The organism is Acinetobacter sp. ABJ-A23_2, assembly GCF_044538765.1.
GTDB classification, from domain to species: Bacteria; Pseudomonadota; Gammaproteobacteria; order Pseudomonadales; family Moraxellaceae; genus Acinetobacter; species Acinetobacter nosocomialis_A.
Map to the genome: position 1 here is coordinate 1 of NZ_JBIUCP010000001.1, position 25,702 is coordinate 25,702.

General features: G+C 40.0%; 24 protein-coding genes. 17 read left to right on the top strand and 7 right to left on the bottom strand.

Translation table 11 applies throughout. The annotated features are described in order from the left end of the window. The first annotated feature begins 789 nt into the window (after positions 1-789). The gene (locus tag ACH63V_RS00005) at positions 790-1,359 is read left to right on the top strand and encodes a TetR/AcrR family transcriptional regulator (protein ID WP_233929942.1); all 570 of its coding nucleotides are present in this window, start codon (positions 790-792) and stop codon (positions 1,357-1,359) included. Between the two features lie 70 nt (positions 1,360-1,429). Here ACH63V_RS00005 and ACH63V_RS00010 read toward each other — a convergent pair whose 3' ends face one another. After that, a complete protein-coding gene (locus ACH63V_RS00010; protein WP_016805063.1) occupies positions 1,430-2,293 on the bottom strand; it encodes a metal-dependent hydrolase in 864 nt (287 codons plus the stop codon). Positions 2,294-2,398: 105 nt separating this feature from the next. Here ACH63V_RS00010 and ACH63V_RS00015 point away from each other — a divergent pair, with 105 nt between their 5' ends. Next, a complete protein-coding gene (locus ACH63V_RS00015; RefSeq protein ID WP_396462386.1) occupies positions 2,399-3,019 on the top strand; it encodes a TetR/AcrR family transcriptional regulator in 621 nt (206 codons plus the stop codon). Positions 3,020-3,135: 116 nt separating this feature from the next. Here the strand turns inward: ACH63V_RS00015 and ACH63V_RS00020 are convergent, their stop codons facing one another. Further along, positions 3,136-3,741: a nitroreductase family protein gene (locus tag ACH63V_RS00020; RefSeq protein ID WP_396462387.1), complete on the bottom strand. Its 606-nt coding sequence runs from the start codon at positions 3,739-3,741 to the stop codon at positions 3,136-3,138. Positions 3,742-3,774: 33 nt separating this feature from the next. Next, complete coding sequence (locus tag ACH63V_RS00025; RefSeq protein WP_396462388.1) at positions 3,775-4,560, bottom strand: SDR family NAD(P)-dependent oxidoreductase; 786 nt, start codon at positions 4,558-4,560, stop codon at positions 3,775-3,777. A gap of 122 nt (positions 4,561-4,682) precedes the next feature. Here ACH63V_RS00025 and ACH63V_RS00030 point away from each other — a divergent pair, with 122 nt between their 5' ends. Continuing rightward, positions 4,683-5,249: a TetR/AcrR family transcriptional regulator gene (locus ACH63V_RS00030; protein WP_396462389.1), complete on the top strand. Its 567-nt coding sequence runs from the start codon at positions 4,683-4,685 to the stop codon at positions 5,247-5,249. On the opposite strand, the gene ACH63V_RS00035 is transcribed toward ACH63V_RS00030, so the two are convergent. After that, a complete protein-coding gene (locus ACH63V_RS00035; protein ID WP_396462390.1) occupies positions 5,246-6,403 on the bottom strand; it encodes a glycerate kinase in 1,158 nt (385 codons plus the stop codon). The two genes, ACH63V_RS00030 and ACH63V_RS00035, sit on opposite strands and share 4 nt — an antisense overlap. A gap of 394 nt (positions 6,404-6,797) precedes the next feature. Here ACH63V_RS00035 and ACH63V_RS00040 point away from each other — a divergent pair, with 394 nt between their 5' ends. The 5 genes from ACH63V_RS00040 to epmA all read left to right on the top strand — a co-directional run bounded on the left by ACH63V_RS00040 (position 6,798) and on the right by epmA (position 12,731). Beyond that, positions 6,798-9,206 (top strand): FdhF/YdeP family oxidoreductase, encoded by a 2,409-nt coding sequence (locus ACH63V_RS00040; protein WP_311086754.1) that lies wholly within the window; start codon positions 6,798-6,800, stop codon positions 9,204-9,206. A 78-nt stretch (positions 9,207-9,284) separates the two neighbouring features. Then, a complete protein-coding gene (gene fdhD, locus ACH63V_RS00045; RefSeq protein WP_263614416.1) occupies positions 9,285-10,076 on the top strand; it encodes a formate dehydrogenase accessory sulfurtransferase FdhD in 792 nt (263 codons plus the stop codon). A gap of 119 nt (positions 10,077-10,195) precedes the next feature. Then, complete coding sequence (locus ACH63V_RS00050; RefSeq protein ID WP_209045448.1) at positions 10,196-10,588, top strand: YkvA family protein; 393 nt, start codon at positions 10,196-10,198, stop codon at positions 10,586-10,588. Positions 10,589-10,692: 104 nt separating this feature from the next. Continuing rightward, positions 10,693-11,760, top strand: a complete 1,068-nt coding sequence (locus ACH63V_RS00055) for a 4-phosphoerythronate dehydrogenase (protein WP_396462391.1) — start codon at positions 10,693-10,695, stop codon at positions 11,758-11,760. Continuing rightward, positions 11,757-12,731 (top strand): EF-P lysine aminoacylase EpmA, encoded by a 975-nt coding sequence (gene epmA / locus ACH63V_RS00060; RefSeq protein ID WP_343569063.1) that lies wholly within the window; start codon positions 11,757-11,759, stop codon positions 12,729-12,731. The genes ACH63V_RS00055 and epmA overlap by 4 nt, the downstream gene beginning before the upstream one ends. 57 nt (positions 12,732-12,788) lie before the next feature. On the opposite strand, the gene ACH63V_RS00065 is transcribed toward epmA, so the two are convergent. Both ACH63V_RS00065 and radA read right to left on the bottom strand, forming a co-directional pair. Then, complete coding sequence (locus tag ACH63V_RS00065; RefSeq protein ID WP_263614413.1) at positions 12,789-13,775, bottom strand: Tim44-like domain-containing protein; 987 nt, start codon at positions 13,773-13,775, stop codon at positions 12,789-12,791. Positions 13,776-13,857: 82 nt separating this feature from the next. Continuing rightward, positions 13,858-15,246: a DNA repair protein RadA gene (radA, locus tag ACH63V_RS00070; protein WP_304402689.1), complete on the bottom strand. Its 1,389-nt coding sequence runs from the start codon at positions 15,244-15,246 to the stop codon at positions 13,858-13,860. Between the two features lie 175 nt (positions 15,247-15,421). On the opposite strand from radA, the gene ACH63V_RS00075 reads away from it, so the two are divergent. The 6 genes from ACH63V_RS00075 to ACH63V_RS00100 all read left to right on the top strand — a co-directional run bounded on the left by ACH63V_RS00075 (position 15,422) and on the right by ACH63V_RS00100 (position 21,745). Further along, on the top strand, positions 15,422-16,840 hold the full coding sequence (locus ACH63V_RS00075; RefSeq protein ID WP_396462392.1) for an amino acid permease: 1,419 nt from the start codon (positions 15,422-15,424) through the stop codon (positions 16,838-16,840). A 301-nt stretch (positions 16,841-17,141) separates the two neighbouring features. After that, on the top strand, positions 17,142-18,548 hold the full coding sequence (locus ACH63V_RS00080) for an amino acid permease (protein ID WP_263614411.1): 1,407 nt from the start codon (positions 17,142-17,144) through the stop codon (positions 18,546-18,548). A 140-nt stretch (positions 18,549-18,688) separates the two neighbouring features. Next, entirely contained in the window at positions 18,689-18,913 is a 225-nt protein-coding gene (locus ACH63V_RS00085) for a lipoprotein (protein ID WP_396462393.1), read from the top strand. 22 nt (positions 18,914-18,935) lie between these two features. Continuing rightward, complete coding sequence (gene lysA, locus ACH63V_RS00090; RefSeq protein ID WP_396462394.1) at positions 18,936-20,186, top strand: diaminopimelate decarboxylase; 1,251 nt, start codon at positions 18,936-18,938, stop codon at positions 20,184-20,186. Between the two features lie 5 nt (positions 20,187-20,191). Next, positions 20,192-21,037 (top strand): diaminopimelate epimerase, encoded by an 846-nt coding sequence (gene dapF, locus ACH63V_RS00095; protein WP_263614409.1) that lies wholly within the window; start codon positions 20,192-20,194, stop codon positions 21,035-21,037. A gap of 102 nt (positions 21,038-21,139) precedes the next feature. Beyond that, positions 21,140-21,745, top strand: a complete 606-nt coding sequence (locus ACH63V_RS00100; protein WP_396462481.1) for an alpha/beta fold hydrolase — start codon at positions 21,140-21,142, stop codon at positions 21,743-21,745. 49 nt (positions 21,746-21,794) lie between these two features. Here ACH63V_RS00100 and ACH63V_RS00105 read toward each other — a convergent pair whose 3' ends face one another. Further along, positions 21,795-22,418: a LysE family translocator gene (locus tag ACH63V_RS00105; RefSeq protein ID WP_396462395.1), complete on the bottom strand. Its 624-nt coding sequence runs from the start codon at positions 22,416-22,418 to the stop codon at positions 21,795-21,797. Between the two features lie 163 nt (positions 22,419-22,581). On the opposite strand from ACH63V_RS00105, the gene xerC reads away from it, so the two are divergent. The 3 genes from xerC to ACH63V_RS00120 all read left to right on the top strand — a co-directional run bounded on the left by xerC (position 22,582) and on the right by ACH63V_RS00120 (position 25,634). Beyond that, a complete protein-coding gene (gene xerC / locus ACH63V_RS00110; RefSeq protein ID WP_396462482.1) occupies positions 22,582-23,469 on the top strand; it encodes a tyrosine recombinase XerC in 888 nt (295 codons plus the stop codon). Between the two features lie 465 nt (positions 23,470-23,934). Beyond that, the gene (locus tag ACH63V_RS00115; protein WP_000646180.1) at positions 23,935-24,684 is read left to right on the top strand and encodes an electron transfer flavoprotein subunit beta/FixA family protein; all 750 of its coding nucleotides are present in this window, start codon (positions 23,935-23,937) and stop codon (positions 24,682-24,684) included. A gap of 17 nt (positions 24,685-24,701) precedes the next feature. Next, on the top strand, positions 24,702-25,634 hold the full coding sequence (locus ACH63V_RS00120; RefSeq protein ID WP_272409704.1) for an electron transfer flavoprotein subunit alpha/FixB family protein: 933 nt from the start codon (positions 24,702-24,704) through the stop codon (positions 25,632-25,634). The last annotated feature ends 68 nt before the right edge of the window (positions 25,635-25,702 follow it).

Genomic DNA, 25,702 nt, shown 5'->3' on the forward strand with positions numbered 1-25,702 from the left:
ATCAAGAACAGATGTCATATAAGAGTCTCTTTAATATAGGAAATTCTTATATAAATAATTGTGCTATTCAATAGTTTAGTAAGTTTTCTAGTATATTTATATTAGCTAATTTAAAAATTAATATACTACATACATATTGTAAGCAATCCTCCAAGGCTGTTTTTTTCCCCTTTATAAACCCCCATTTAACAATAACTATCTCATTATTTATCCTTACTTTTTAATGATCTAATTTAAAACAAATGTCATTTTGTGTGCTTGACTGCAAAAGGGTTGAGCACTATTCTTTGCCTGCTGGCCACATTGCCAGTCGGTTTTAGCAGACCGTATATTATCTCCCGCATCAGAGCCATTCCTTCTGAGGAATACTCATATGTGGTAGCCACTCGTTCCTTTCCCGTAGCGGTAGGACGGGGAAGGGACACCTACGGGTGTGCTAGTTTGAGATAATACTAGTCTGCTAACCCTTTCTCGTTCTGCCACCATAATTCTATAAATGTCTGGCAGAACTCCCTATAAAAAGGAGTTGGCTTTGCACATCCATTATTTCTTGGCAACCTTTGCCAAAAGCTATAACAACACAACTTAGTTTTTAACAAGTTTGATCGCCATGCGGCAAATCAGGCTTTAAATCGTCACGACTAAAAACTTGCAGCAACAACAAAACTTGAGATGTGCCAAGCACAGCCTTTATAGGCTTTGCTACGCCTTTTTTTCAGCTTTAAAAAATTAAAAGGTTTTTATATCTCATTTATATACAACAAAAATTTAATTTATAACGGTAAAACTATGCCAAATTTAATTCTCCCAACACGTGCTTTTGAGGTGGTCAAAAAAGGGATCGATTTGTTCCACTACGGTGGCTTTCACATGGTCGGTGTCGACAAAATTGTGAGAGAAACCGAAGTGAATAAAATGACGTTTTATAACTATTTTCACTCGAAGGAACGCTTCATTGATATCTGTCTAATTGTGCAAAAAGAACGGCTGCAAGACCAAGTGGTTGCAATGGTGGAGTACGACCATGACACAAGCACAATCGATAAACTTAAGAATCTTTATGAGCTACATACCAACTTAGAAGGGCAGTATTACTTATTATTTAAGGCCATTTTTGAAACTAAAAACAGCTATCCAAACGCTTACCAAACCGCAGTAAGGTATAGAACATGGCTGACCAATGAAATTTATAGCCAACTTAGATTACTCAAAGCTGATGTTTCTTTTACTGATGCCAGACTGTTTTTATATATGATTGATGGCGCAATTCTTCAGCTTTTAATATCAGAACAGGCCGATGAAAATGATAGATTATTAATGCGCTTTTTAAAGCAGTTTAAATTTAGCGAACCTATGTAATCTCTACACTTTTTTTAAAGAGAATTAAGTCTGAAAAAGCCCTCAGATGAGGGCCTTATATATTGCTTTTCTAGCTCAGCGCTTCTTTGAGAAACCCTTGTTGGCCAAAAAGCTTTTCTCGAAATTCAGCTTCTAACTGTTCGGTTTGCATATGTAGAGGATTAAAACCTTCGTCTCTGACATCAAGCATATCTACAAATGCTTTCGATAAAATTCCTAACCGATTAACTCCGCCAAATCCTAAATAAACCCCATCCTTCAATTGTTTGAAGGTGAATTTTATATCTTTTCTTTTTAAAATCTTGATCCAATATTCAAACATAATAGGCATGATAAGTTTTGTGACTCTAGCTAAAGCGAGTTTTCTGTTTTTGCTAGAATTTCCTCCTATCGCATTTAATACATCAAACGCGACCGATTTATGCTCAAGTTCTTCAAGGGCATGCCACTCCCAAAGATTTCTGCTTTCTTGCGTAGTTTTTTCTTTAATTAACTGGTCTGTGAGCAATAGGCGAGCAAGTGTAGCTGTGTAATGTTCCATCACTACGGTAGCAGCGACTTGTTCGACTGCTGAAAGTTTACGTAATTTATCTAAACGGGCTTTGGTTTTAGCCTCAATTTCGACCACTTCAGGATAGTTAGAACGGAGGAAATGATTGTTCAATGTTTTATGTTCACGGCTATGAAAAGCTTCTTGAGCAATAAAAGCTCTTATATCTTCTAATAAGTTTTCATCCTTAATTTGGCTTCGAACGTTTCTAATACTTTCTATAAAAAACATTTCACCCGGAGGAAACATTGCGGAAAGTACAACAAACAAAGAAGTGACGACAGGATTTTCCTCATAATAAAAAGAGTAACTTTTATTCGCATCGTAAGAAAGCTCAACATTACGGCGAACTATTTTTTGATTTGATGCTAGAGCTGTATTCATTTTTCTAACTCATCTTTTAAAAAATAATTGATCAAATTTTGATTTCTATTAGAATTTATCAATGAATTTATACGGAAAAAAGCCGGATATTTATAAGGATAAAAAATGAAGGTAACTACAAGAAAACCAAAACAAAATAGAGCGAAAAATACATTTAAATCTATAGTGAGTGCAGGATTTATCTCTGTTATGAAAAATGGCTTGGAGCATACGACTGTACTTAAAGTTTGTGAGATTGCAGGCGTCGGATCGGGAAGTTTTTATGAATATTTCAAAAATAAAGACGCGCTTTTTATCGAGATGCAGCAACACTTCATTGTGGAGATATCAAAAGCCATTTATGAGGTGATTCCTGAAATTTTAGATTTAGAGATCCCTGAAGCAATCCGAACAATTTTTTTAAAAATTGGTGAACTTTTGGCGAAAGATAATAATAAATATTTTTATTGGCTCAGTGTTTCTTCTAAATACAGTACGGAAGCAAGTCAGGTAAAAGCTGTGAAAGCGATAAATGTATTAGCTATTGAATATGCGATGAAACATCCAGAAGTATTAAAAATCAAAAATTTAAAAATGATGGTTTATATTTTAATTCACTCAAGTATCGCTTTAACAATGAACTTTTTTACGTCTGAAAATATGGGTTTTACTTTTGAAGAGTTAGTTGACTGCTTAATTAATATTACGATGTCATACATAGAAGATGATAGGAATAAAGTCGCTTAATTTTCTATTCGCAAGTTTATAATTTTTAGCGCCTAAATGAATACTAAATTAAAGGCTTCCAGCTATTTATAATAAAAAGAACAAATAGGATGAAAGCCTAAAATTTGAATAACGACTTAGAATGTATTTTGAATAATCACATCGTCGTAAGGAAGTTTACCTACACGTGGGTAAGGCTCAGAAGCTGACTTACCAACAGCAATCATTAAACACACCACATGGTCTTCAGGCAAGTTAACGAGCTTCGCCATAGCGTCAAAGTCAAAACCATCCATCGGGCAGCTATCTAAACCATGTTCTTGAGCAAGTAACATGAGGGTTTGAGCAAAAATGCCCGCACTACGCATCACTTCGTCACGTTGGGTTTGTGGGCGGTCACGATAATACTGGTCAATTGCACCAGCCATAATATTTTGAACTTCTGGAGTCGCGCCATCCCATACACGTTTAGCATCAACTTCCCATGTATTTACTTTTGCACATAACACAATCAGTAAAGATGCTTCTGTAACTTGTGGTTGGTCCCAAGCAATGGCACGAATTTTTTGTCTTAACTCAGTGTCTTCAATAATCACTGGACGCCAATGTTGCAAGTTAAAAGCACTTGGTGCATTTGCTAAAACTTCTTGTAATAACTCTTTCTTGTTATCTTCAGATAATTCAAAAGAAGGGTCGAAGCGTTTAATTGCACGGCGCTTACGGAGAGCATCAATAACATTCATAAGATTTTCCTACTTAAGAGGTGGGTAGCAATACTAGTTAGCTTTATAACGTTGAGCTACTTCAGCCGAAGAAAAGTTTGGTAGTAAAGTGATACGTGATTTTTCAAAATTATTCCATTGATTTTCGTCTTTAAGCACAGGAATTGTAATTGTTTCTTTGCGATCAAAGCCGATTAGAGCAGCATCGACCAAATCATTGACATCCATTAATGGCGGAACTTGGCTTAAATCGATGCCTGAACGTTCCCAAATTTCGGTTTTAGTGGCAGAAGGCAATACGGCTTGCACATGTACGCCATGATCTTTTAACTCTAAATGTAAGCCTTGGCTAAAAAAATGTATGAAAGACTTACTTGCACCATAAATGGTAGAGCCAAATTCAGGGGACAACCCAACCACAGAACCTAAATTAATAATTGAGCCTTTACCTTTACGCACAAGTTGCTCTGAAACTGCATGAGACAATCGAACCACCGCCGTCATATTTAAAGTCATGAGTGTTTCAATTTCTTTAATATCCTGAGCTAAAAAGTTCCCGCTTAGTGTAATCCCTGCGTTATTTACCAAAATTTCAATATCAGCATCGTTTTTGAGTACATCTTCAATTTTACTGATGTCTTGATCCTTTGATAAATCGGCTTGAATGAACTCGACTTGTACACCGTATTTTTCTTGAAGATCTTTTGAGATTTTATCTAAACGGGTTGTGTCTCGTGCAACCAGAATTAAGTTATGACCACGTTGAGCAAATCGGTCTGCATAGACAGAACCAATCCCTGACGAAGCCCCTGTAATAAGTACTTTTGACTGAGCTGACATGTGATGTCTCCACGCTTTAATTTTTAGATGATGATCATAATCTAAAATAACTAATTTTTGATGTCAATCATAATCAATGTATAATTATGACCAGTAGGGTGAATAAAAGTGGGTGCGCCAACATGAAAGTCAGTAAAACTCAGGTAAAAGAAAACCGAGATAAAATTGTTGAAAAGGCGACTCAACTGTTTCGTAGCAAAGGCTACGATGGGGTCGGCATTGCCGAGTTAATGTCTAGCGCAGGTTTTACCCACGGCGGCTTTTATAAACATTTCAGCTCGAAGACTGACCTTGTCTCAATTACCGTTAAACATGGGCTTGAGCAGGTTTTAAAAAGAATCGAAGGTTTAAACTTAACTCAATTTATTCAGCTTTATGTGTCCCGCACTCATCGAGATAATCGAGATTTGGGCTGCACACTAACAGCGCTATCTTGTGATGCCGCAAGACAGCCAGACGAAGTAAAAGTCGAATTTGAAGAAGGCATTGAGCAACTTATTCAGTTCATTATGAACGAACGAGCCAAACAAGTTTCTTTGGAAACACCAGAGTTGAGAAAGCAAGCCATTAATATTCTTGCCCAATCTGTAGGGGCAATTGCCTTGTCTCGCGCATGCCTAGACCAATCAAACCTTAGCGATGAAATATTGGAAAGCTGCAAAGAAAGTCTTTTAAAATTAGCCGATTAAGCTTTGTTATCCGTTAAACTGGTTTGGCTAAACTGAATTAATCTCGCAATATCGACGGTTCTTTCATAAATAAGTTCTGCTGCATATTCGCAGGCCTGTTCTAATGTAATGGGGCCATTGGCGAGTGAAAAAGCAGCCGTAACGCCATGCTCATAAAGCGCTTGGTAACCTTCGCCTAAAGCGCCTGCAATAACAATCACAGGAACATTGTGCGCCTTAGCAATTTGACTCACCCCAAATACGGTTTTACCGCTTAAGGTTTGTTGGTCAAATTTACCTTCGCCTGTAATGACCCAATCTGCGTTAGCAATTTTATGCTCAAGTTGATTCAGTTCGGCTACGACTTTAACACCAGCTTTAAAGTCTGCATTTAAATAACTTTTGGCTGCAAAGCCTAAACCGCCAGCAGCACCTGAGCCTGCTTCATCTCGTTTGTCGAAACCTAAAAGTTGTGCCGTGACATCGGCAAAATGGGCAAGTGCTGCATCGAGTAACTGTACTTGAGCAGGGGAAACCCCTTTTTGTGGGCCAAAAATATGAGATGCGCCTTTTGGACCGCAGAGTGGATTGGTCACATCGGCAGCCAGTAAAAACCGTGTATGCTGAATGCGTGGGTCAAAGTGCGTTAAATCAATTTTGGATAGGTTGCTTAGAGCGAGGCCACCTGCGGGTAAAACGTTTTGATTGGCACCGAGTAAAACTGCGCCCAAAGCACTGAGTAAACCTGTGCCGCCATCATTAGTAGCACTACCGCCCACGGTTAAAATAATGTCTTTTGCGCCTGCGTCTAAAGCATCCAGAATGAGCTGGCCTGTGCCAAAGGTTGTGCTGTGGCAAGCATCCCGCTCAGACGGTGGAACTAACTGTATGCCGCTCGCTTGAGCCATTTCAATGATGGCGATTTTCTGATGCTCTAACCATCCCCATTTGGCTTGAACAGGTTGACCTAATGGCCCGACTACAGTTTTTTCACGCCATTGACCTTCGCAGACTTCTAAAACAGCTTCAATGGTTCCTTCACCGCCATCTGCCATTGGGCATAAAACAGTTTCTGCATGAGGAAAAACCGCTTGCCACCCTTCGGCAATGGCTTGCGCTACCTTCAAAGCAGATAAGCTGTCTTTAAATGAGTCAGGGGCGATCACAACCTTCATAAATGCTCTAATAAGGATAAGTTTCTCATTGTTTTATACTGCTTAATACCAAAAAACCATAGATAAACACATGTAAGTGTCAATTTTAAAACGCTTTCAAACTGTTAAAAATGAAACCCAATAATGTTTTTATCTGTAAAAAACACAGCCATTAAATTTTTAACCCATTGTTTTATATGTTTTTATATAAATAATGTGATTGGGTTGAATGATTGTAATTGTAAATAATATGGCACATATTATAAGAGCAGTTGAGCCAGCTTTTAAAAGATGAGCAATAACATAAAAAGCAGACTCTACTCATGGGTAAACAGCGGGTAGCTTTGATCAAACCATAATTAAATTGTGATTTCACTGAGCCTGTTGAGTGTAAAAAAGATAAGAGGATGAAAAAGTGGATAATTCAGAAGAACAAAAGCACATACAGGAAAATAATAGTTTTGCGCGAATTGAGCCATATACTCATCCTGCTGGCGGGTGGGGCGCACTGCTGAGTGTTGCTCGAAACCTAAAGCGACAAGATATTTTAGGCAAAGGCTCAATTACCTTACTCAACATTAACCAGCCGACAGGTTTTGACTGTCCCGGCTGTGCATGGCCAGAAAAGAAAGACGCTCACGCATTTAACTTTTGTGAAAATGGTGCCAAAGCGGTTGCCTTTGAAGCGACGAGTAAAACCGTTACTCCCGAATATTTCGCAGGACATACCGTCAGTTGGCTGTCAGAACAAAGTGACTTCTTCCTAGAAGACCTAGGCCGCTTAACCGACCCAGTTCGTTATGATGCTGCAACCGATAAATATGTGCCTATTTCTTGGGACGATGCATTTAAGCTCATCGCTCAACATTTACATGCACTAGACAACCCTGACCAAGCGGCATTTTATACGTCGGGCCGTGCCAGTAACGAAGCAGCATTTTTATATCAATTGTTTGTGCGAAGCTTCGGTACAAATAACTTTCCAGACTGTTCGAACATGTGTCATGAAACCACAAGTGTTGGCTTGCTTGACTCAATTGGTTTAGGAAAGGGCACAGTCACCCTAGACGACTTTGATATAGCCGATGCAATTTTTAGTTTTGGGCATAACCCCGGCACCAACCATCCGCGTATGTTAGGTACTTTACGTGAAGTGTCTAAACGCGGCGGCAATATTATTGCGATTAACCCAATTAAAGAACGAGGCCTAGAGCGTTTCCAAGATCCGCAAGCACCGCTTGAAATGATGACCAACGGCAGTACGCCAATTAGTCGTTATTATTTCCAGCCTAAAATTGGTGGTGACTATGCACTCATGTTAGGGATGTTAAAGCATTTAAATGAGTGGGATAAAAAAGCACTTGCCTCAGGTAAACCGAGTGTTTTTGACCGAAACTTTATTGCGGTGAATACGGTTGGTTTCGATGAAATGATTGCTGAGGTGGAAAGAACTGAGTGGGCAGATATTCATAAGCACTCAGGTCTGTCACCTGAACATTTAGAAAAACTCTCTAAACTCTTTTTAGAATCAGAGCGCTCCATTTTCTGTTGGGGTATGGGGATTACCCAGCACCGCCACGGAACCGCTAACGTACATATGTTGGCAAATTTATTGTTGGCGCGTGGTCAAATTGGCAGACCAGGTGCAGGACTATGTCCGGTTCGTGGGCACAGTAACGTGCAAGGCGACCGCACCATGGGGATTAATGAGCTGCCTAGCCCTAAACTACTCGATAGCATTGACCGTGTATTCGGTATTAAATCACCAAGAAAAAATGGGCATGGTGTGGTCGAAACCATTAAAGCTATGGCTGAGGGCGAGGTCAAAGTCTTTATTGGTTTGGGCGGAAACTTTGCGGTTGCAACTCCCGATACTCCATATACCCAAGAAGCACTTAGAAAATGTGATTTAACTGTTCATGTAGCCACTAAGTTAAATCGTAGCCATTTGGTATGTGGTAAAGACGCTCTTATTTTGCCATGTTTAGGCCGTACCGAAATTGATGAGCAGCTTCATGGCCCACAAGCGATTTCGGTTGAAGACTCCATGAGTAATGTTCACTTGTCGGCAGGGCGCAATACACCAATTTCTAAAAATATTTTGTCAGAACCAGATATTGTGGCAAGAATGGCTGAAGCAGTACTTCCAGACAGTCAAATTAAGTGGAAATGGTACATCGAAAGTTATGATCGTATTCGTGACTCAATTGCCGATGTATTTGATGAGTTCCATGACTTTAATTTACGTGTTTATAAACCGGGCGGTTTCCACCTAGAGCATCCAGCCAATCAGCACATCTGGAATACCAAGAGTGGTAAAGCGCAGTTTATGATTACGCCGCTGAGTGAGGTTTATGCCGATAAGGAAAATCAGTACGCTGCGGCATATACCGAAAGTAAGGTCTATACCTTAATGACCACTCGCTCTCATGACCAATACAACACCACTTTATATGGTCTAGATGACCGTTACCGCGGAGTGTTTGGTCAGCGCCGTGTGTTGTTTATGAACCAAGCGGATATTGATGAAGCAGGCTTTGAAGCAAACCAGTGGGTCGATATTGAAAGTGTGTTCTCGGATGGTGTGAAACGTATTGTGCATAGTTTCCGTATTGTGCCGTACAACATTCCACGCGGCAGCTTGGCGGCTTACTATCCGGAAACCAATCCTTTGGTGGCATTAAGCAGTCACGATAAATATGCCAAGATTCCGGCATCAAAAAGTGTTCCTGTGATTTTGCATCCCGGAAATGCACCTGAGCATTTTAACTTGGCAACAGCCGTTGACCCTGAAGATGCAGATAGAAAAGTCAGCAGCCTTTAAATCTAAGACGATATTTAAAATGTAATTCAAATAAATGGCGCTCTAAACAAGCGCCATTTTGAAATAAAGGAAATAATTTTGACACCACATTCTTATGGGGTTGAAACATTACAAGTACAGCGGTTTAACAAAACCGAATCTGAAAATGTTTTAGATCATATTGTGCAAGAGTACCCAATCGCCTTGGTGTATAACGGTATTTCACATGCGGTGATGATGGCAACACCAACCGATGTCGAATTATTTGCCAAAGGTTTTAGTCTCTCAGAAGGTATTTTGACCAGTTTAAAAGAGCTATATGCACTTGATGTACATCAAAATGAATTGGGCATTACGGTGGAAATGACCATTTCATCGAGAGCATTTGCCGCATTAAAAGAACACCGCCGTATGATGGTAGGTCGTACAGGCTGTGGCTTATGTGGAATTGAGAGCTTAGAGCAGTTTCAGTTAGATGTTCCGAAAATTACAACGCATGCATCAAAAAATTGGCTTGAGCAAATTCCGAGTGCCATTTCCCATTTAAAAGCCCAGCAAGAAATTACCGCTTTAACAGGTGGCGCACATGCCGCAGCGTGGGTGGTTGATGGTCAAATCGTGGCATTATTTGAAGATGTTGGCCGCCATAATGCCTTAGACAAACTAATTGGTTATTTGGCGCAAGAAAACTACGACACCAGTTTAGGTTTTGTGGTGATGACCAGTCGGGCAAGTTATGAACTGATACGAAAATGTGCCCAGTTGAATATTAGCTTACTCGCTTCAATTTCAGCACCGACCAGTATGGCCATTCACTTAGCCAAACAATCTGGCCTCACATTGGCAAGTTTCTGTAGGGGAGACAGGTTTGTTTTATATACAGAAATTTAAAATATATCGTTCAATATGATGGGCTTAAAACGAAGCTCATCTGACATTTCTGTTGCTTTTAAGCTAAGGATAGATTTTATAGATTATTATAAAACTCTAAAGGTTCAGAGTCTGTCCAAATGTCTTGGGTACAATCAATAAAAGAATGGGCAAAACGTCTAAAAAAACAAATTATTATGCTTTGGTTCGCATCAAGGCATCCTCAAATGCCGTGGTTACCCAAAGTGATTGCGGTCGTGGCTGTGGCTTATGCTTTTAGTCCCATCGATTTAATTCCAGATTTTATTCCTATATTAGGCTTTGTAGATGATGCCATCATTTTACCCATACTCATTTGGTTAGCGCTTCGTTTTACCCCTCAACAGGTTATTTTCGATGCGGAACAGCAAGCTAATGAATGGCTAGAAGAACATGAAAAAGGGCCACGAAATTATTTGGTTGCTGTACTTATTATTTTAATGTGGCTCACTCTTGCTGTGATGGCTTATTTTTATTTTGGTGGTGGTTTGTAGGTGAACTAACCTTTGAAACCTTGTTGTAATTTAACGCCCCGAACATTGTGCTTTGCTACAACTCAAAGGATAATAACGTTTTTATAAGCTATGAGTTGCAGACAATGAAAATCGTCGCAGATGAAAACTTGGCATTTACCGATTACTTTTTTTCAGAATTTGGCGATATTCAACACCATGCAGGACGCACCTTAACACACGCAGATGTAAAAGATGCTGAAGCTTTATTGGTTCGCTCAGTCACCGCAGTGAACGAAAGTTTAATTCAAAACACCGCTTTAAAATATGTGGGTAGTGCCACAATCGGAACCGATCATTTAGATATTCAAGCCTTAGAAAAACATGACATTACATGGGCCAATGCAGCAGGTTGTAACGCACAAGCCGTTGCTGAATATGTGATTACTGCTTTACTGCATTTAGATACAAACCTTTTAGAACGACAAGAAAAATTTACGCTAGGCATCGTTGGTCTTGGAAATGTGGGTAAACGTTTGGCTTATATGGCTCAGTTACTTGGTTGGAACGTAATTGGTTTTGACCCATATGTACAGTTAGATTCAATTGAAAATGTAAGCTTTAAAACCCTATTGCAACAAGCCAATGCCATTTCCATTCATGTGCCGCTCACCAAAAACGGTGAACATGCGACGTATCATCTTTTCAATGAACAAACTTTTGCACAACTTCAACCTAACACCATTTTAATTAATAGCGCTCGTGGTCCGGTGGTGAAAGAAACTGCTTTAATGCAAGACATTCAACGCACCCAGCGAAAAGTGGTGCTCGATGTATTTGAACATGAGCCAGTCATATCTGATGAGCTTTTAAATATGTTGGCGTTGGCAACACCGCATATCGCAGGTTATAGCTTGGAAGGTAAGGCACGCGGTACACAAATGATTTATGAAGCGTTTTGCCAAAAATTTGGATATGACATTAATAAGCGTTTCGAGACTCAGTTGCCTGCATGTGAAGACTATTTTTCAGGACATGATTTAAAGGAAGTGCTCAAGCAAAAATTAGCTCAAATTTATGATATTGCTCAAGATGATGCCAACATCCGTGCCTGTGTTAAAGACGGCAAAGTAGAGCAAAAAGCATTTGATTTATTACGTAAGAATTATCCGCTGCGCCGTGAATGGGCAGCACACGGGGGACCACAGGCATGAGTTTAAGTTATCAACCTACTTGTTCAATTGATGCTTTAAAGGCTCGTGCTAAGCTTTATACCCAAATTCGCCAGTTCTTTGCAGAACGTGATGTCATGGAAGTCGAAACGCCAATCGTTTCACAAGCAGGCGTTACCGATGTGCATTTGGCTTCGGTTCAGACTTTGCGCCATATTCATGGCAAGTTGCAGACTCAATATTTACAAACCTCGCCAGAGTTTGCCATGAAGCGTTTATTGGCAAGTGGTAGCGGGCCGATTTATCAAATCTGTAAGGTTTTCCGAGACGATGAACACGGGCGTAAACACAATAGTGAATTTACCATGCTCGAATGGTACCGTCCGGGTTTGGACTTAAAAGCGTTAATGCATGAAACAGCAGACTTATTACAAACCTGTTTGCAGCATCGTTTTGGGGAAGTTCGTCCGTTTATTTTAAGTTATAAACATGCCTTTCAGGACCGCTTGGACATTAACCCATTGCAAGCGACTTTAAAGCAACTCAAAGATACTGCAAATCGTGTGGGATTAAATCTTGATTTAGGTGATGACCGCTTAGCTTATATGGATTTGTTGTTCTCTCATTTTGTTGAGCCAAGTTTAGGTTTTGATGCGCCTATCTTTTTAACTGACTTTCCACCAGAAATGGCGTCTTTGGCAAAAGTGAAAGTAGATGAAGATGGGGAAGAGGTCGCAGCACGTTTTGAGGTTTATATTGAAGGCTTAGAGCTTGCCAATGCTTACGATGAATTGCTCGATGCAGAAGTGTTACGTTCACGCTTTGAAGCAGATAATGCAGAGCGGGCTAAGCAAGGGCTGCATGTCATGCCATTAGATGAGCACTTGTTAGCAGCTTTGCCTCATATGCCTGAATGTTCAGGAATTGCTTTAGGAATTGACCGATTACTCATGGTCGCAACCGATCAACTTAAAATTGAAAAAGTCATCGCATTTCCAGCTGAAATTGCCTGAGGGCGAGCAAATAAAAAAGCCACATATTGTGGCTTTTTTATTTGGAGCTTATTTAAATTAAGCTTGTTGAATACCTGCAACAACCCAGTCTTGCTGAGAGCCAACAGGTTTTACAAAGTGCCAGATTTCAGTAAATGGCTGTGGCAAGCTATTTAAATCTTCACTTACTGTACCTGTAAAGCGTACGCTCACAATGTATTGACCATTTTCAGTCGCACTGTCTACAACCATTGCATTTAAGTTACTAAACTCGGCAACGTCCTGATCTTGGTTCTCCATGATGTCGTTATACATAGAGTTATAAAGTTCAGGGGTTAAGTAGCGACGAATTTCTTCGATGTTACTTGCACTGTTAATTGACTGAATGTGGTTAAAACGCTGACGAGCAACACGTAAGAAAGAAGCAGGTTCGCTACCATCTGGTAACTGGTTGCCATTACTTGTTGTTGCACCGCCAAACGGAGCTTGAGTTGCTGTACCACCACCAACAGACTGACCAAAAATATTGGTGTTGTCGTTTGAGTTCGTTGGCGCAGCTGAACGGCCAAATGTGTTTTGACCGTTGCTGTTTGGAGCGTAAGGATTATTTGCTGCTAATTTTTTTTTCCCGCCAAATTTGCGGAATACAAAAAAGGCAACAGCAGCAGCAAGTAATACCCATAACCAACCTGGGATACCACCTTTCTTCTCTTGTTGCTGTTGAGCTTGAGCAGCTTGTTGCTCGTTGTCAGGCTGGGTTACACGTTGTTCAGTTGATGTTGGTTTGTCATCAGCTAAAGCATGTGCTGCAACAGCACCTACGGCAGCACCAGCTACACCAGCTGCAACCATTGAACCAACACCCGGACCAGATCTCTGAGGTGCTGTAGCAGGTTGTTGAACTGGAGCCACTTGACGAGGTTGTTGATATGACTGGCTTGAAGTGGTAGAGCGTGCCATGCCGTGGCTTTTACCACCACCTGCACGTTTTGCTTCAGCAAGAGGAGAAATTGCCAAAGCAGCCATTAAAATACCGGTTATCAAGCCGCGCTGGTGTACTTCCATAGGAAATTCCTGTTTAAAATTAATTTGTAATAGTATTTATGCAGCCATTTACACTAAATTTCAACTATAAAAATATGTTTTTTTATGTCAATTCATCGCTGAGCTGCATCGCTTCGGTCAGCGCTTCATGTAAGCGTGCCACAGCAATCACTTGTACCCCTGGAATCGCTTTTTGTGGGGCGTTGCCTCTAGGTAAAATGACATATTTAAAGCCATGTTTTGCCGCTTCTTTTAAGCGCTCTTGTCCATTTGGTACAGGGCGAATTTCACCTGAAAGTCCAACTTCACCAAAAACTGCAAGTTGCTGAGGCAATGCTTTGGTACGTAAACTCGAAGCACAGGCCAGTAAAACAGCCAAGTCAGAACCTGTTTCAGTAATTTTTAAACCACCAACTATGTTGACATAGACATCTTGTCCTGTGGTTTGTACACCACCATGACGGTGCATGACAGCAAGCAACATGTTTAAGCGGTTTTGTTCAAGACCAAGAGCGACACGTCTAGGTTGTCCTTGGGCATCATCAACTAAAGCTTGAACTTCAACTAAAAGTGGGCGAGTACCTTCACGGCTAATCATAACAATTGAACCGGGAATTGCTTCGTCGTAACGACTTAAGAAAATAGCAGAAGGGTTGGCTACTTCGCGTAAGCCTTTATCGGTCATGCCAAATACACCAAGTTCATTGACTGCACCAAAACGGTTTTTCACAGCACGAATCATACGGTAACGTGAGTCGGACTGGCCTTCAAAATAAAGTACACAGTCCACCATATGTTCTAGAACACGCGGACCTGCGAGTGCACCTTCTTTGGTCACGTGACCAACAATAAATAACGCCGTGCCACTATTTTTTGCATAACGGGTTAATAACGCAGCAGATTCACGAATTTGTGAGACACCACCTGGTGCAGATTGGAGTGTTTCAGTGTAAAGCGTTTGAATCGAGTCCAAAATTGCAACAACAGGTTTTTCTTGCTCTAAAACTTCACAAATTCGCTCAACGCAGGTTTCAGCCATAACTTTTAACTGATCTGTCGGCAGGTCAAGGCGCTGAGCACGTAAGGCCACCTGAGACAACGATTCTTCACCCGTAATATAAAGTGCAGAGCTTTTTGCACTTGCCATGTGGGTTGCGGTTTGCAAAAGAATAGTCGATTTACCAATACCCGGGTCACCACCAATGAGTACCACGGAGCCTGTGACCAAGCCACCGCCGAGCACACGGTCAAACTCGCTAATACCTGTAGGTAAGCGGGTTTCATGAGAAACCGAGACTTTGTTTAGTGTTGTGATATTGGCAACTTGGCCTGCGTAGCCACCAATTTTAGGACGAGCGCGATGCGCTGTAGTAGGTTCGAGTTTGACTTCAGTCAGAGAATTCCATTCACCACACTCTGAACATTGACCGGCCCATTTAGGATGATCAGCACCACATTGTTCGCAACGGTAAACAGTTTTGACTTTGCTCATATTCGACTTCGGTTAGATAACTTCATAATCAGTAAAAACAGAGTATAGCAAAACGACACCCTGAACGTAGGCAGAACCCGATCATTTTTCAAAGGCCTATTTTTCACGCGTTGTCCAAAAATATTGGAATGTATTTTGCTTTAGCTAAGGTGGGAAATTTTTAGGATATTTACCTATGTCTAATCTTCAGCATCATGATCATGCTGGCGACTTACAGCGCAAGCTGACCAATCGCCATTTACAATTGATCGCTATTGGAGGGGCCATTGGAACAGGCCTGTTTATGGGGTCGGGCAAAACTATTTCATTGGCGGGGCCGTCAATTTTATTTATCTATTTAATTATTGGCACCATGATTTTCTTTCTTATGCGTGCTTTGGGAGAAGTTTTACTTTCCAACCTAAATTATAAGTCATTTGTCGATATGGCTTATGATTTGATTGGCCCTTGGGCTGGCTTTTATGTCGGGTGGACCTACTGGGTAAGCTGGGTGCTCGTAGGTATGGCAGATTTAACCGCGGTGACGAGCTATTTGAGTTTTTGGCTACCCAATGGAGTCAGTTTTAGTCCAATAGAACAGGCCATGATTAGTGCGGGCTGTGTTCTCTTTTTATTAGTTTTAAACTTATTAACGGTTCGTCTATTTGGTGAAGTTGAATTTTGGTTTGCGATTATCAAAATTGTTGCCATTATTGCTTTAGTTCTTGCCGGCATCTACATGGTAGTGACCAAGTTCCAATCACCATCTGGTTCTGTTGCGGCAATATCTAACATTTGGAATCATGGCGGTATGTTCCCTCATGGGGTAAATGGTTTCCTTGCTGGCTTCCAGATTGCGATCTTTGCTTTTATTGGGGTAGAACTGGTCGGGACTACAGCTGCTGAAACTAAAGACCCTCATAAACATTTGCCTAAAGCCATTAACGCAATTCCGATTCGTGTCATTTTGTTCTATGTATTGGCATTAATGGTGGTGATGTCTGTAACACCTTGGGATCAGGTAAAAGCAGATCGTAGCCCATTCGTTGAATTATTCTTAATGGCAGGTATTCCAACTGCTGCAATTATTATGAATCTAGTGGTGTTGTCATCGGTAATGTCTTCGATGAACAGCGGTATTTTTTCAACTAGCCGAATGATGTACGGCTTATCGCGTGATGGTCAGGCACCTGAAACTTTGGGTCAGCTGACTAAAAGCGCAGTTCCAGCAAATGGTTTAATTTTTTCCTGTGCCTGTATTATGGGTGGTGCTTTATTACAATATTTTGTGCCCAATACCATTGAAGCATTTACCTTGGCAACAACGTTATGCACCATTTTATTCTTAACGGTATGGATTTTGATTTTGGTGTGTTACATCCGCTACCGTAAGTTATCTCCTGAACTACATGAAAAATCGAACTTTAAAATGCCGGGTGGGGTAGCGATGAGTTATGTCGTTATTGCTTTCTTCTTATTTACGATTGCGATTTTGAGCCTTGAAGCAGATACAGCTAAGTCGCTTATGGTTAGCCCAATCTGGTTCCTTGTACTTGCAATTGGTTACTTTGGTTTTTATAAGTCAAAAATAAAACGTAATTTTGCCCAAGAATAAATAACTTAGAAGCAAAATATAAAAAGGCAATCGATCAGATTGCCTTTTTTAATTGAAAAATCAAGGTGGTTCAAGTCTTATTTGTAGACTGGAAGGTGCGTTGTATTGCTATGTTCTTGTGCGTATTATCGGATTTAATTGTATGTATCTTGAAATTATCAGCCATACAGACAAAAATTGGTTAGCTGAAAAGTTGTCAAAAAATATACATTTAAAAAGATACCTGCAAATGGTGCGATATCGTCTTTTTGATTTGAATTTAGCTAACGGACTAAAAAAATTACTGGAGTGTATTCATAAAATGTCGAATCAAAATCTGAGCGACCCTCATGAACAAGGTGAGCTCCATCGTAGTCTTTCCAATCGGCATTTACAGCTGATTGCAATTGGTGGTGCCATCGGTACTGGTTTATTCATGGGGTCAGGTAAAACGATTAGTCTTGCCGGCCCATCTATCTTATTCATTTATTTGATTATTGGTGTGATGGTGTTTTTTGTCATGCGTGCGCTTGGCGAATTACTCCTGTCAAATCTGACCTATAAATCATTTATTGACTTCACCACAGATTTAATTGGCCCATGGGCAGGTTATTTTGTGGGGTGGACCTATTGGTTGTGCTGGATCACGATTGGTATCGCCGATCTTTCTGCAATTATCTACTACTTACAATTCTTCAATAACGGGCAGCCTTTCTCACCTATGGAAGGTGCAATGATTAGTGTTGCCGCTATTGTATTTATTATGGGTTTGAACCTATTAACTGTACGTCTATTTGGTGAGTTAGAGTTCTGGTTTGCGCTTATTAAGATTCTTGCGATTATTATTTTAATTGCAGTTGGTCTGTGGATGATCTTTACCGGCTTTACTTCTAGTACGGGCGAGGTGGCTTCATTTACCCACTTGTGGGCAAATGGTGGTTTCTTCCCAACAGGGGTGCATGGTTTCTTGGCTGGCTTCCAGATCGCAATCTTTGCTTTCGTTGGTGTAGAACTTGTCGGCACAACTGCTGCTGAGACCAAAGATCCTGAGCGTAATTTGCCTAAAGCAATTAACTCAATTCCAGTTCGTATCATTATTTTCTACGTATTAGCATTGCTTATTGTAATGTCGGTAACGCCGTGGAACAGAATTGATCCGGCAATTAGTCCATTTGTAAACTTGTTTAGCCAAGCAGGTATTGCAGCGGCAGCAATCTTGATGAACTTAGTGGTATTGTCATCGGTTATGTCGTCAATGAACAGCGGTGTATTCTCAACAAGCCGTATGTTGTTTGGTTTATCTCGTGAAGATCAAGGACCGAAAGCTTTTGGTAAATTGAACAGACGTGCAGTACCTGCAAATGCATTGTATTTCTCTGCTGCGTGTTTATTGTTAGGTGCGGCATTACAGTATTTTGTACCAAATACAGTTGAAGCTTTCACACTTGCAACAACGCTTTCAACCATTTTGTTCATTTGCGTGTGGTTACTGATTATCTGGAGCTACATTCGTTATTACACGACGCGTCCTGAACTGCATGCCAAATCAACATTTAAATTGCCGGGTGGTTTATTTACTTGTTGGATCACGATTATTTTCTTTGTGGGCATGATCTACGTGTTGTCTTTAGAGCCAGACACGTTTAAAGCACTGAAAGTCAGCCCAATCTGGTTTGTTATCTTGATCATTGGTTATTTCTTCTTCTATAAACCACGTCATAAAAAGTAATGAAATTGATTTGCTTATGACTAAACGCTGGCTGAAAAGCTGGCGTTTTTTATGCATATTGTTTTTCTATTCAAGTTTACTCTTTAGCCGCCTGCATGATCACGGTATACTGCATCGAATTGTTTAAATCAGGTGCTCAGATGCTTCGTGTCATTTGCCTCATCAGTTTATTGAGCAGCAGTATTTTGCTTACAGCTTGCGGTCAGTCAGGAGCATTACAGCTACCTTCTGATCCAAATTATGACAACCGTGCAAAATACTTGCTCTATCGTAATAAAGAATCAAAACAAGTTGTGCAAAAGGATGAAAAGGCTGAACAGTCAGTCGAGTCATCATCAGCTCCAACCCAAACAACTTCACCTTAAGCTTTGAAATAAGGACACATTCATGAGTTTCACCCGCATTAATGGAGTATTGCATGCAGAGCAATGTTCTTTAGAGCAGCTTGCGCAGCAATTTGGCACACCGTTATATGTTTATTCAAAAACAGCTTTTGAAAAACATTATTTAGATATGGATCGTGCCTTTGACTTTATTGATCATCAAATCTGTTTTGCGGTGAAGTCTAACTCAAACTTGGCTGTTCTTAGTGTCTTGGCAAAACTTGGTGCGGGTTTTGACATTGTGTCTGGTGGTGAGCTGGCTCGTGTTTTGAAAGCGGGTGGGGATGCTTCTAAAATCGTATTTTCAGGTTTAGGTAAAACTGAAGTAGATATTGAAACATCACTCAATGTAGGTATTGCTTGTTTTAATGTCGAGTCTTATGCAGAGCTGGACCGCATTCAAAAAGTAGCTGCTCGCTTAGGTAAAAAAGCACCTGTTTCATTACGTGTAAATCCAGATGTCGATGCAAAAACACATCCTTATATTTCAACTGGTTTAAAAGAAAATAAATTTGGTATTCCAAGTGATACCGTTTATGAAACCTATCAATATGCAGCTTCTTTACCTAACCTTGAAATTGTAGGTATTGACTGCCACATTGGCTCACAGCTCACTGAAACTAAACCATTTGTTGATGCTTTAGACCGTGTCATTGTGATGATTGATGAGTTGAAAAAACTAGGCATCAATCTTAAACATATCGATATCGGTGGTGGTTTAGGGGTTTGTTATAAAGATGAGACACCGCCAAGTGTTGAAGAATATGCAAACTCTATGAAACCTGCTTTAGAAAAGTTAGGCTTAAAAGTCTATATGGAGCCGGGCCGTAGCATCAGTGCAAATGCGGGTGTACTTTTAACCAAAGTTGATTTGCTTAAACCAACGACACATCGTAACTTCGCGATTATTGATGCAGCAATGAATGATTTGATTCGTCCTGCTTTATATGAAGCTTGGATGGATATTCAGCCTGTTGTGCCACGTACCGATACTGAAGAAAAAGTATGGGACCTCGTTGGTGCGATTTGTGAGACAGGTGACTTTATTGGTAAAGACCGCTCACTCGCATTACAAGAAAATGATTTGTTGGCTGTACTCGGTGCAGGGGCTTATGGCTTTGTTATGAGTTCAAATTACAACACGCGTGGCCGTGCTGCAGAAGTCATGGTATCAGGTGAAAAGAGCTATTTAATTCGTGAACGTGAAACGGTTGAGTCGCTTTGGGAAAAAGAACGTTTATTGCCTGAGGAGTAAATGAGATGCTATTAGAATTTACCAAAATGCATGGTTTGGGCAATGATTTCATGGTGGTTGACCTAATTAGCCAAAGAGCTTATTTAGATACAGCAACCATTCAACGTTTGGCAGATCGACACTTTGGTGTTGGTTTTGACCAGCTTTTAATTGTTGAACCACCAGATTTACCAGAAGCTGACTTTAAATATCGCATTTTCAATGCCGATGGTTCTGAGGTTGAACAATGTGGTAATGGCGTACGTTGTTTCGCGCGTTTTGTACATGAACGTCATTTAACTAATAAAACCAACATTACGGTACAAACCAAAGCAGGTATTGTAAAGCCTGAGCTTGGGCAAAATGGTTGGGTGCGCGTAAATATGGGCTACCCAAAGTTTCTACCAAATGAAATTCCATTTGTTGCCGAAGAGCCAGAAGCTTTATATACCCTTGAGTTGGCAAATGACCAAAACATTAGTATTGACGTAGTCAACATGGGTAACCCACACGCGGTCACTATTGTTCCAGATGTACTCACTGCTGATGTAGCAGGTATTGGCCCACAAGTTGAATCACATAAACGTTTCCCTGAACGTGTGAATGCCGGCTTTATGCAAGTGATTGATGATAAACATGTTCGCTTACGTGTATTTGAACGTGGTGTTGGTGAAACACTTGCTTGTGGTACAGGAGCATGTGCTGCTGCGGTAAGTGGTATGCGCCGTGGTTTACTTGCGAACTCAGTTGAAGTTGAACTTGCTGGTGGTAAGTTACAAATTGAATGGCAAGAAGGTGATGTGGTTTGGATGACTGGTCCAACAACCCATGTATATGATGGACGTTTGGATTTACGTTATTTCCAAGGTTAATCGCATGGCCTAAATAGAAGCCTCTTTTCATCAGTTAAAGTGATAAAAGAGGCTTTCTTTTATATGTACAATAATTTTTTAATTTCATTACCTTATAAAAATATGAATAATTTAATTTTCTTACCTGGTGCATCAGGCAGTACTGCATTTTGGCATCCCTTAATTGAAAAATTACCTCAGCAATACCGTACAAAAATTATTGGTTACCCCGGTTTTGGCGATACACCGGAATCCCTTGAAGTGAAGAGTTTTGAAGACCTAACAAATTATGTGGTCGATCAAATTAATGAAGAAGCTATCATTATTGCCCAATCTATGGGTGGGATTTTTGCCGTTGCCGCAGCGCTAAAAAAACCTCATTTGGTGAAAGGGCTGGTCTTAATTGCTACTTCTGGTGGAATCAACCTTAAACGATTTAATGTGCAAGACTGGCGTGAAGCATACCGCCAAACATTTTTAAAATATCCAGATTGGTTTGTTACCACTCATGCTAACTATGAAGAGTTTTTGCCAAGTATAAATGTTGAAACTTTATTAATCTGGGGCGATAACGATCCAGTAAGTCCAGTTCAGGTAGGCCAGTATTTAAATCAAAAGTTTGAAAAATCGACATTATATGTTGTGAAAGGTGGTGACCATCAATTAGCAGAAAAACATGCCGATGAAGTTGCAGTCCAAATAGAAAACTACTTAAAAAACTTCATGTAAAACTTTAACTATTATTTAGCGTGCTATGTGTTAGCACGCTTTTAAAAATTTACCTTTTATTCAAAGCTAATTTCAATGCGAACAATACAAAAATACTGCCTGTAATTCGGTCCATATATTTCACAAATTTAGGTTGTTTTAGGTAACGTGAAAGTGGTTGCATAGCCATAATTAATAGACTTGACCATACTATTCCAATCACCACATGAATCATTACAAGTCCCATTACCCAAGTGACAGCCGAAGCTTGGGCTGGAATGAACTGGGGAAGAAATGAAATATAAAATATGCCAACTTTTGGATTGAGTAAGTTGCCAAAGAAACCTTTAATGAACCAATTCTCTGAGGTAGAACAATTTGAATTATTTTCTTGTATGTCTGCAAGTTGGCTACGTGGTTTTAAAATCATATTTAAACCAAGCCATGCGAGATAAGCAGCTCCCATCCATTTCAATAAATTAAAAGCTAAATCAGATGCCATAAGTAGAGCACCCAAACCGCAGGCCACGACAACTCCCCAAGCAATACAGCCAAGACTAATTCCAAGAGCTGCTTGGAATGCTTTAGATTTACCTTCAAGTGTGGCAGTACGAATAATTAAAGTTGTATCTAAGCCAGGAGTAAGCGTAAGTAAAGTAATGGCAATTAAATAAGGAATGAGTATGGTGGTCATGGCAGCAAGGTCCAATGAATACTTGGTATAAATTGTAATATATAAGTTAGATTCATTATGCTGTGCGATATGAAATTTTCATGATCACATAGTTTTTGGTACACTCAAAAAAATGGGCAAATAAATGGAGAGCAATTTGGATTTTGCATTACAACTGCTCTCGATGTGGTTAAAAGAAAGAAAAATTCAAAACCAGTCTGAGCATACAATCACGGCTTATGAGCGAGATGTGAAAAGCTTTCTTGAGTTCTGTAACTCAAAAAAAATTGATTTAAAAAATGTTGAAGCTTCAGATTTACGTGAATATCTGGCTCAGCGTGTTGAGCAAGACCAGTTAAGCGCAAGTAGCATGCAGCGTCATCTCACTTCTATTCGTCAGTTTATGAAGTGGGCTGAACAAGGCAAATATCTAGAAATTAATCCTACTGACGATTTTAAGTTAAAACGCCAACCTCGGCCCTTGCCGGGCATGATCGACATAGAAACAGTTAATCAAATTTTAGATCAACCCATGCCGGAAAAGCCAATTGATCAGCAATTGTGGTTAAGAGACAAAGCCATGTTGGAACTACTTTACTCAAGTGGTTTACGTCTCGCTGAACTACAAGGCCTCACAATTAAAGATATCGATTTTAATCGTCATCTTGTTCGTATTACGGGTAAAGGAAATAAAACCCGTATTGTCCCATTTGGGAAAAAGGCAAAAGAAAGTCTATTGAACTGGCTTAAAATTTATAAAATCTGGAAAGGTCATTTTGACCAAAATGCTTTTGTTTTTATTTCTCAACGAGGTGGTGTACTCACTCCACGTCAAATCGAGAAACGTGTAAAACTTCAGGCACAACGAGCAGGTGTAAATGTCGACTTACATCCGCATTTACTTCGACATTGTTTTGCCAGCCATATGTTATCAAGTAGTGGTGATTTGCGTTCAGTTCAAGAAATGTTAGGTCATAGCAACTTATCGACTACTCAAATTTATACGCATATTGATTTTGATCATTTGGCTCAAGTGTATGATCAGGCTCATCCGCGAGCGACCAAGCATTAAGTCATTTAAGTTAAATTATTTATCAATACGCGACTTTGATTGCACTGAATAAGATGAATGTAGAGATCATTTGTACTTTTTTACAAATTTGTTTAAAAGAAATATGTGAAATTACCCAATTGACCATTTTGAACTTTGCACATTTTGTCGGCATATATGGCCTGAAAACAACAAAATTTGACTCATTTATAAGGCGCTTATGTTTCTGACTAATAAGGTAAATAAGATAAAAAGATAATAAAAATCAATGTATAAAATAGACTTTAAAAAGAATAAAATAAGGGCGAGTCAGCTGTGAAATTTTTTTTATGAACTGATGATTTCATTTTTTTTGTACTGTTCCAGAAAATTGTGACTTGACCGAAATGCCAAACACATTGCAAGATAGGGTACCTAAAAAATTTGAATTGAAGAGTTAATATACTTTTCTCAACATTTACTTTTGCTAGAACAGCCGAGGATTACATGAAGGCTCTTGTTGCTGTAAAACGTGTGGTTGATGCCAACGTTAAAGTTCGTGTTAAGCCGGACAATAGTGGGGTTGACCTTACCAACGTTAAAATGTCAATTAACCCATTTTGTGAAATCGCAGTGGAAGAAGCGGTTCGCTTAAAAGAAAAAGGAACAGTATCAGAAATCGTTGTTGTTTCTATTGGTCCTAAAGAAGCTCAAGAACAAATCCGTTCTGCAATGGCTTTGGGTGCAGACCGCGGTATTTTAGTTGAAACCACTGATGAAATTGGCGCTCTAGAAGTTGCTAAAATCTTAAAAGGTGTTGTTGACGCTGAGAAACCAGAACTTATCCTTCTTGGTAAACAAGCAATTGATGATGATTCTAACCAAGTAGGTCAAATGCTTGGTGCATTATTAGGTGCTGGTCAAGGTACGTTTGCTTCTGAAGTGAAAGTGGATGGCGGTAAAGTACAAGTGACTCGTGAAATCGACGGTGGTTTACAAACTGTTGAACTTGCGCTTCCTGCAATTATTACAACTGACTTGCGTTTAAACGAGCCACGTTATGCTGCATTGCCTAACATCATGAAAGCTCGTAAAAAACCGCTTGATACTAAATCTCCTGCTGATTACGGTGTTACAGCTGGTACTAAGCTTAAAACTGTTAAAGTTGAAGCTCCAGCAGAACGTAAAGCTGGCGTACAAGTGAAATCTGTAGATGAGCTTGTTGAAAAATTGAAAAATGAAGCGAAAGTGATCTAATACGGAAGGATAAAATCATGAGTATTTTAGTTATCGCTGATCACAACAACCAGACACTTAACGGTGCTACTTTAAACGTTGTTGCTGCAGCTCAAAAAATCGGTGGTGATATTACTGTATTAGTTGCTGGTTCAGGCGCTCAAGCAGTTGCTGACGCTGCTGCTAAAGTTGCTGGTGTAAGCAAAGTATTGCTTGCTGACAACGCTGCTTATGCAAACCAATTAGCTGAAAACGTAGCTGGCTTAGTTGCTGACTTGGCTAAAGGTTACAAATACGTTTTAGCTGCTTCTACAACGACTGGTAAGAACATTCTTCCACGTGTTGCTGCGCTTCTTGATGTAAGCATGATTACAGACATTATTTCTGTTGAATCTGCGAACACATTCAAGCGTCCAATCTACGCTGGTAACGCAATTGCAACTGTTCAATCTGACGAAGCAATCATTGTTGGTACTGTTCGTGGTACAGCGTTTGATCCAGTTGCTGCGGAAGGTGGTTCTGCTGCGGTTGAAACAGTTGGCGAAGTAAAAGATGCAGGCATTTCTAAGTTTGTATCTGAAGAAATCGTTAAACTTGATCGTCCAGAATTAACAGCTGCTCGTATTGTTGTATCTGGTGGTCGTGGTGTAGGTTCTGGTGAGAACTACCACAAAGTACTTGACCCATTAGCTGACAAGCTTGGTGCAGCACAAGGTGCTTCACGTGCAGCAGTTGATGCAGGCTTCGTACCTAACGATTTCCAAGTTGGTCAAACTGGTAAAATCGTTGCACCTGAGCTTTACATTGCTGTAGGTATTTCTGGTGCGATCCAGCACTTAGCTGGTATGAAAGATTCTAAAGTTATTGTTGCAATCAACAAAGACGAAGAAGCGCCAATCAACAGCGTTGCTGACTACTGGTTAGTTGGTGATTTGAACGCTGTAGTACCAGAGTTAGTAAGCAAGTTGTAATTTACAGCTTGTCACTTATTCGAAAAACGCCCTTGTGCTATAAATAGCCAAGGGCGTTTTTTTATTTA

Excerpts from the sequence above, each read along its gene's own strand:
- ACH63V_RS00005 (WP_233929942.1), top strand. The coding sequence starts at position 790 with ATGCCAAATTTAATTCTCCCAACACGTGCTTTTGAGGTGGTCAAAAAA.
- ACH63V_RS00010 (WP_016805063.1), bottom strand. The coding sequence starts at position 2,293 with ATGAATACAGCTCTAGCATCAAATCAAAAAATAGTTCGCCGTAATGTT.
- ACH63V_RS00015 (WP_396462386.1), top strand. The coding sequence starts at position 2,399 with ATGAAGGTAACTACAAGAAAACCAAAACAAAATAGAGCGAAAAATACA.
- ACH63V_RS00020 (WP_396462387.1), bottom strand. The coding sequence starts at position 3,741 with ATGAATGTTATTGATGCTCTCCGTAAGCGCCGTGCAATTAAACGCTTC.
- ACH63V_RS00025 (WP_396462388.1), bottom strand. The coding sequence starts at position 4,560 with ATGTCAGCTCAGTCAAAAGTACTTATTACAGGGGCTTCGTCAGGGATT.
- ACH63V_RS00030 (WP_396462389.1), top strand. The coding sequence starts at position 4,683 with ATGAAAGTCAGTAAAACTCAGGTAAAAGAAAACCGAGATAAAATTGTT.
- ACH63V_RS00035 (WP_396462390.1), bottom strand. The coding sequence starts at position 6,403 with ATGAAGGTTGTGATCGCCCCTGACTCATTTAAAGACAGCTTATCTGCT.
- ACH63V_RS00050 (WP_209045448.1), top strand. The coding sequence starts at position 10,196 with ATGTCTTGGGTACAATCAATAAAAGAATGGGCAAAACGTCTAAAAAAA.
- ACH63V_RS00055 (WP_396462391.1), top strand. The coding sequence starts at position 10,693 with ATGAAAATCGTCGCAGATGAAAACTTGGCATTTACCGATTACTTTTTT.
- epmA (WP_343569063.1), top strand. The coding sequence starts at position 11,757 with ATGAGTTTAAGTTATCAACCTACTTGTTCAATTGATGCTTTAAAGGCT.
- ACH63V_RS00065 (WP_263614413.1), bottom strand. The coding sequence starts at position 13,775 with ATGGAAGTACACCAGCGCGGCTTGATAACCGGTATTTTAATGGCTGCT.
- radA (WP_304402689.1), bottom strand. The coding sequence starts at position 15,246 with ATGAGCAAAGTCAAAACTGTTTACCGTTGCGAACAATGTGGTGCTGAT.
- ACH63V_RS00075 (WP_396462392.1), top strand. The coding sequence starts at position 15,422 with ATGTCTAATCTTCAGCATCATGATCATGCTGGCGACTTACAGCGCAAG.
- ACH63V_RS00080 (WP_263614411.1), top strand. The coding sequence starts at position 17,142 with ATGTCGAATCAAAATCTGAGCGACCCTCATGAACAAGGTGAGCTCCAT.
- ACH63V_RS00085 (WP_396462393.1), top strand. The coding sequence starts at position 18,689 with ATGCTTCGTGTCATTTGCCTCATCAGTTTATTGAGCAGCAGTATTTTG.
- lysA (WP_396462394.1), top strand. The coding sequence starts at position 18,936 with ATGAGTTTCACCCGCATTAATGGAGTATTGCATGCAGAGCAATGTTCT.
- dapF (WP_263614409.1), top strand. The coding sequence starts at position 20,192 with ATGCTATTAGAATTTACCAAAATGCATGGTTTGGGCAATGATTTCATG.
- ACH63V_RS00100 (WP_396462481.1), top strand. The coding sequence starts at position 21,140 with ATGAATAATTTAATTTTCTTACCTGGTGCATCAGGCAGTACTGCATTT.
- ACH63V_RS00105 (WP_396462395.1), bottom strand. The coding sequence starts at position 22,418 with ATGACCACCATACTCATTCCTTATTTAATTGCCATTACTTTACTTACG.
- xerC (WP_396462482.1), top strand. The coding sequence starts at position 22,582 with ATGTGGTTAAAAGAAAGAAAAATTCAAAACCAGTCTGAGCATACAATC.
- ACH63V_RS00115 (WP_000646180.1), top strand. The coding sequence starts at position 23,935 with ATGAAGGCTCTTGTTGCTGTAAAACGTGTGGTTGATGCCAACGTTAAA.
- ACH63V_RS00120 (WP_272409704.1), top strand. The coding sequence starts at position 24,702 with ATGAGTATTTTAGTTATCGCTGATCACAACAACCAGACACTTAACGGT.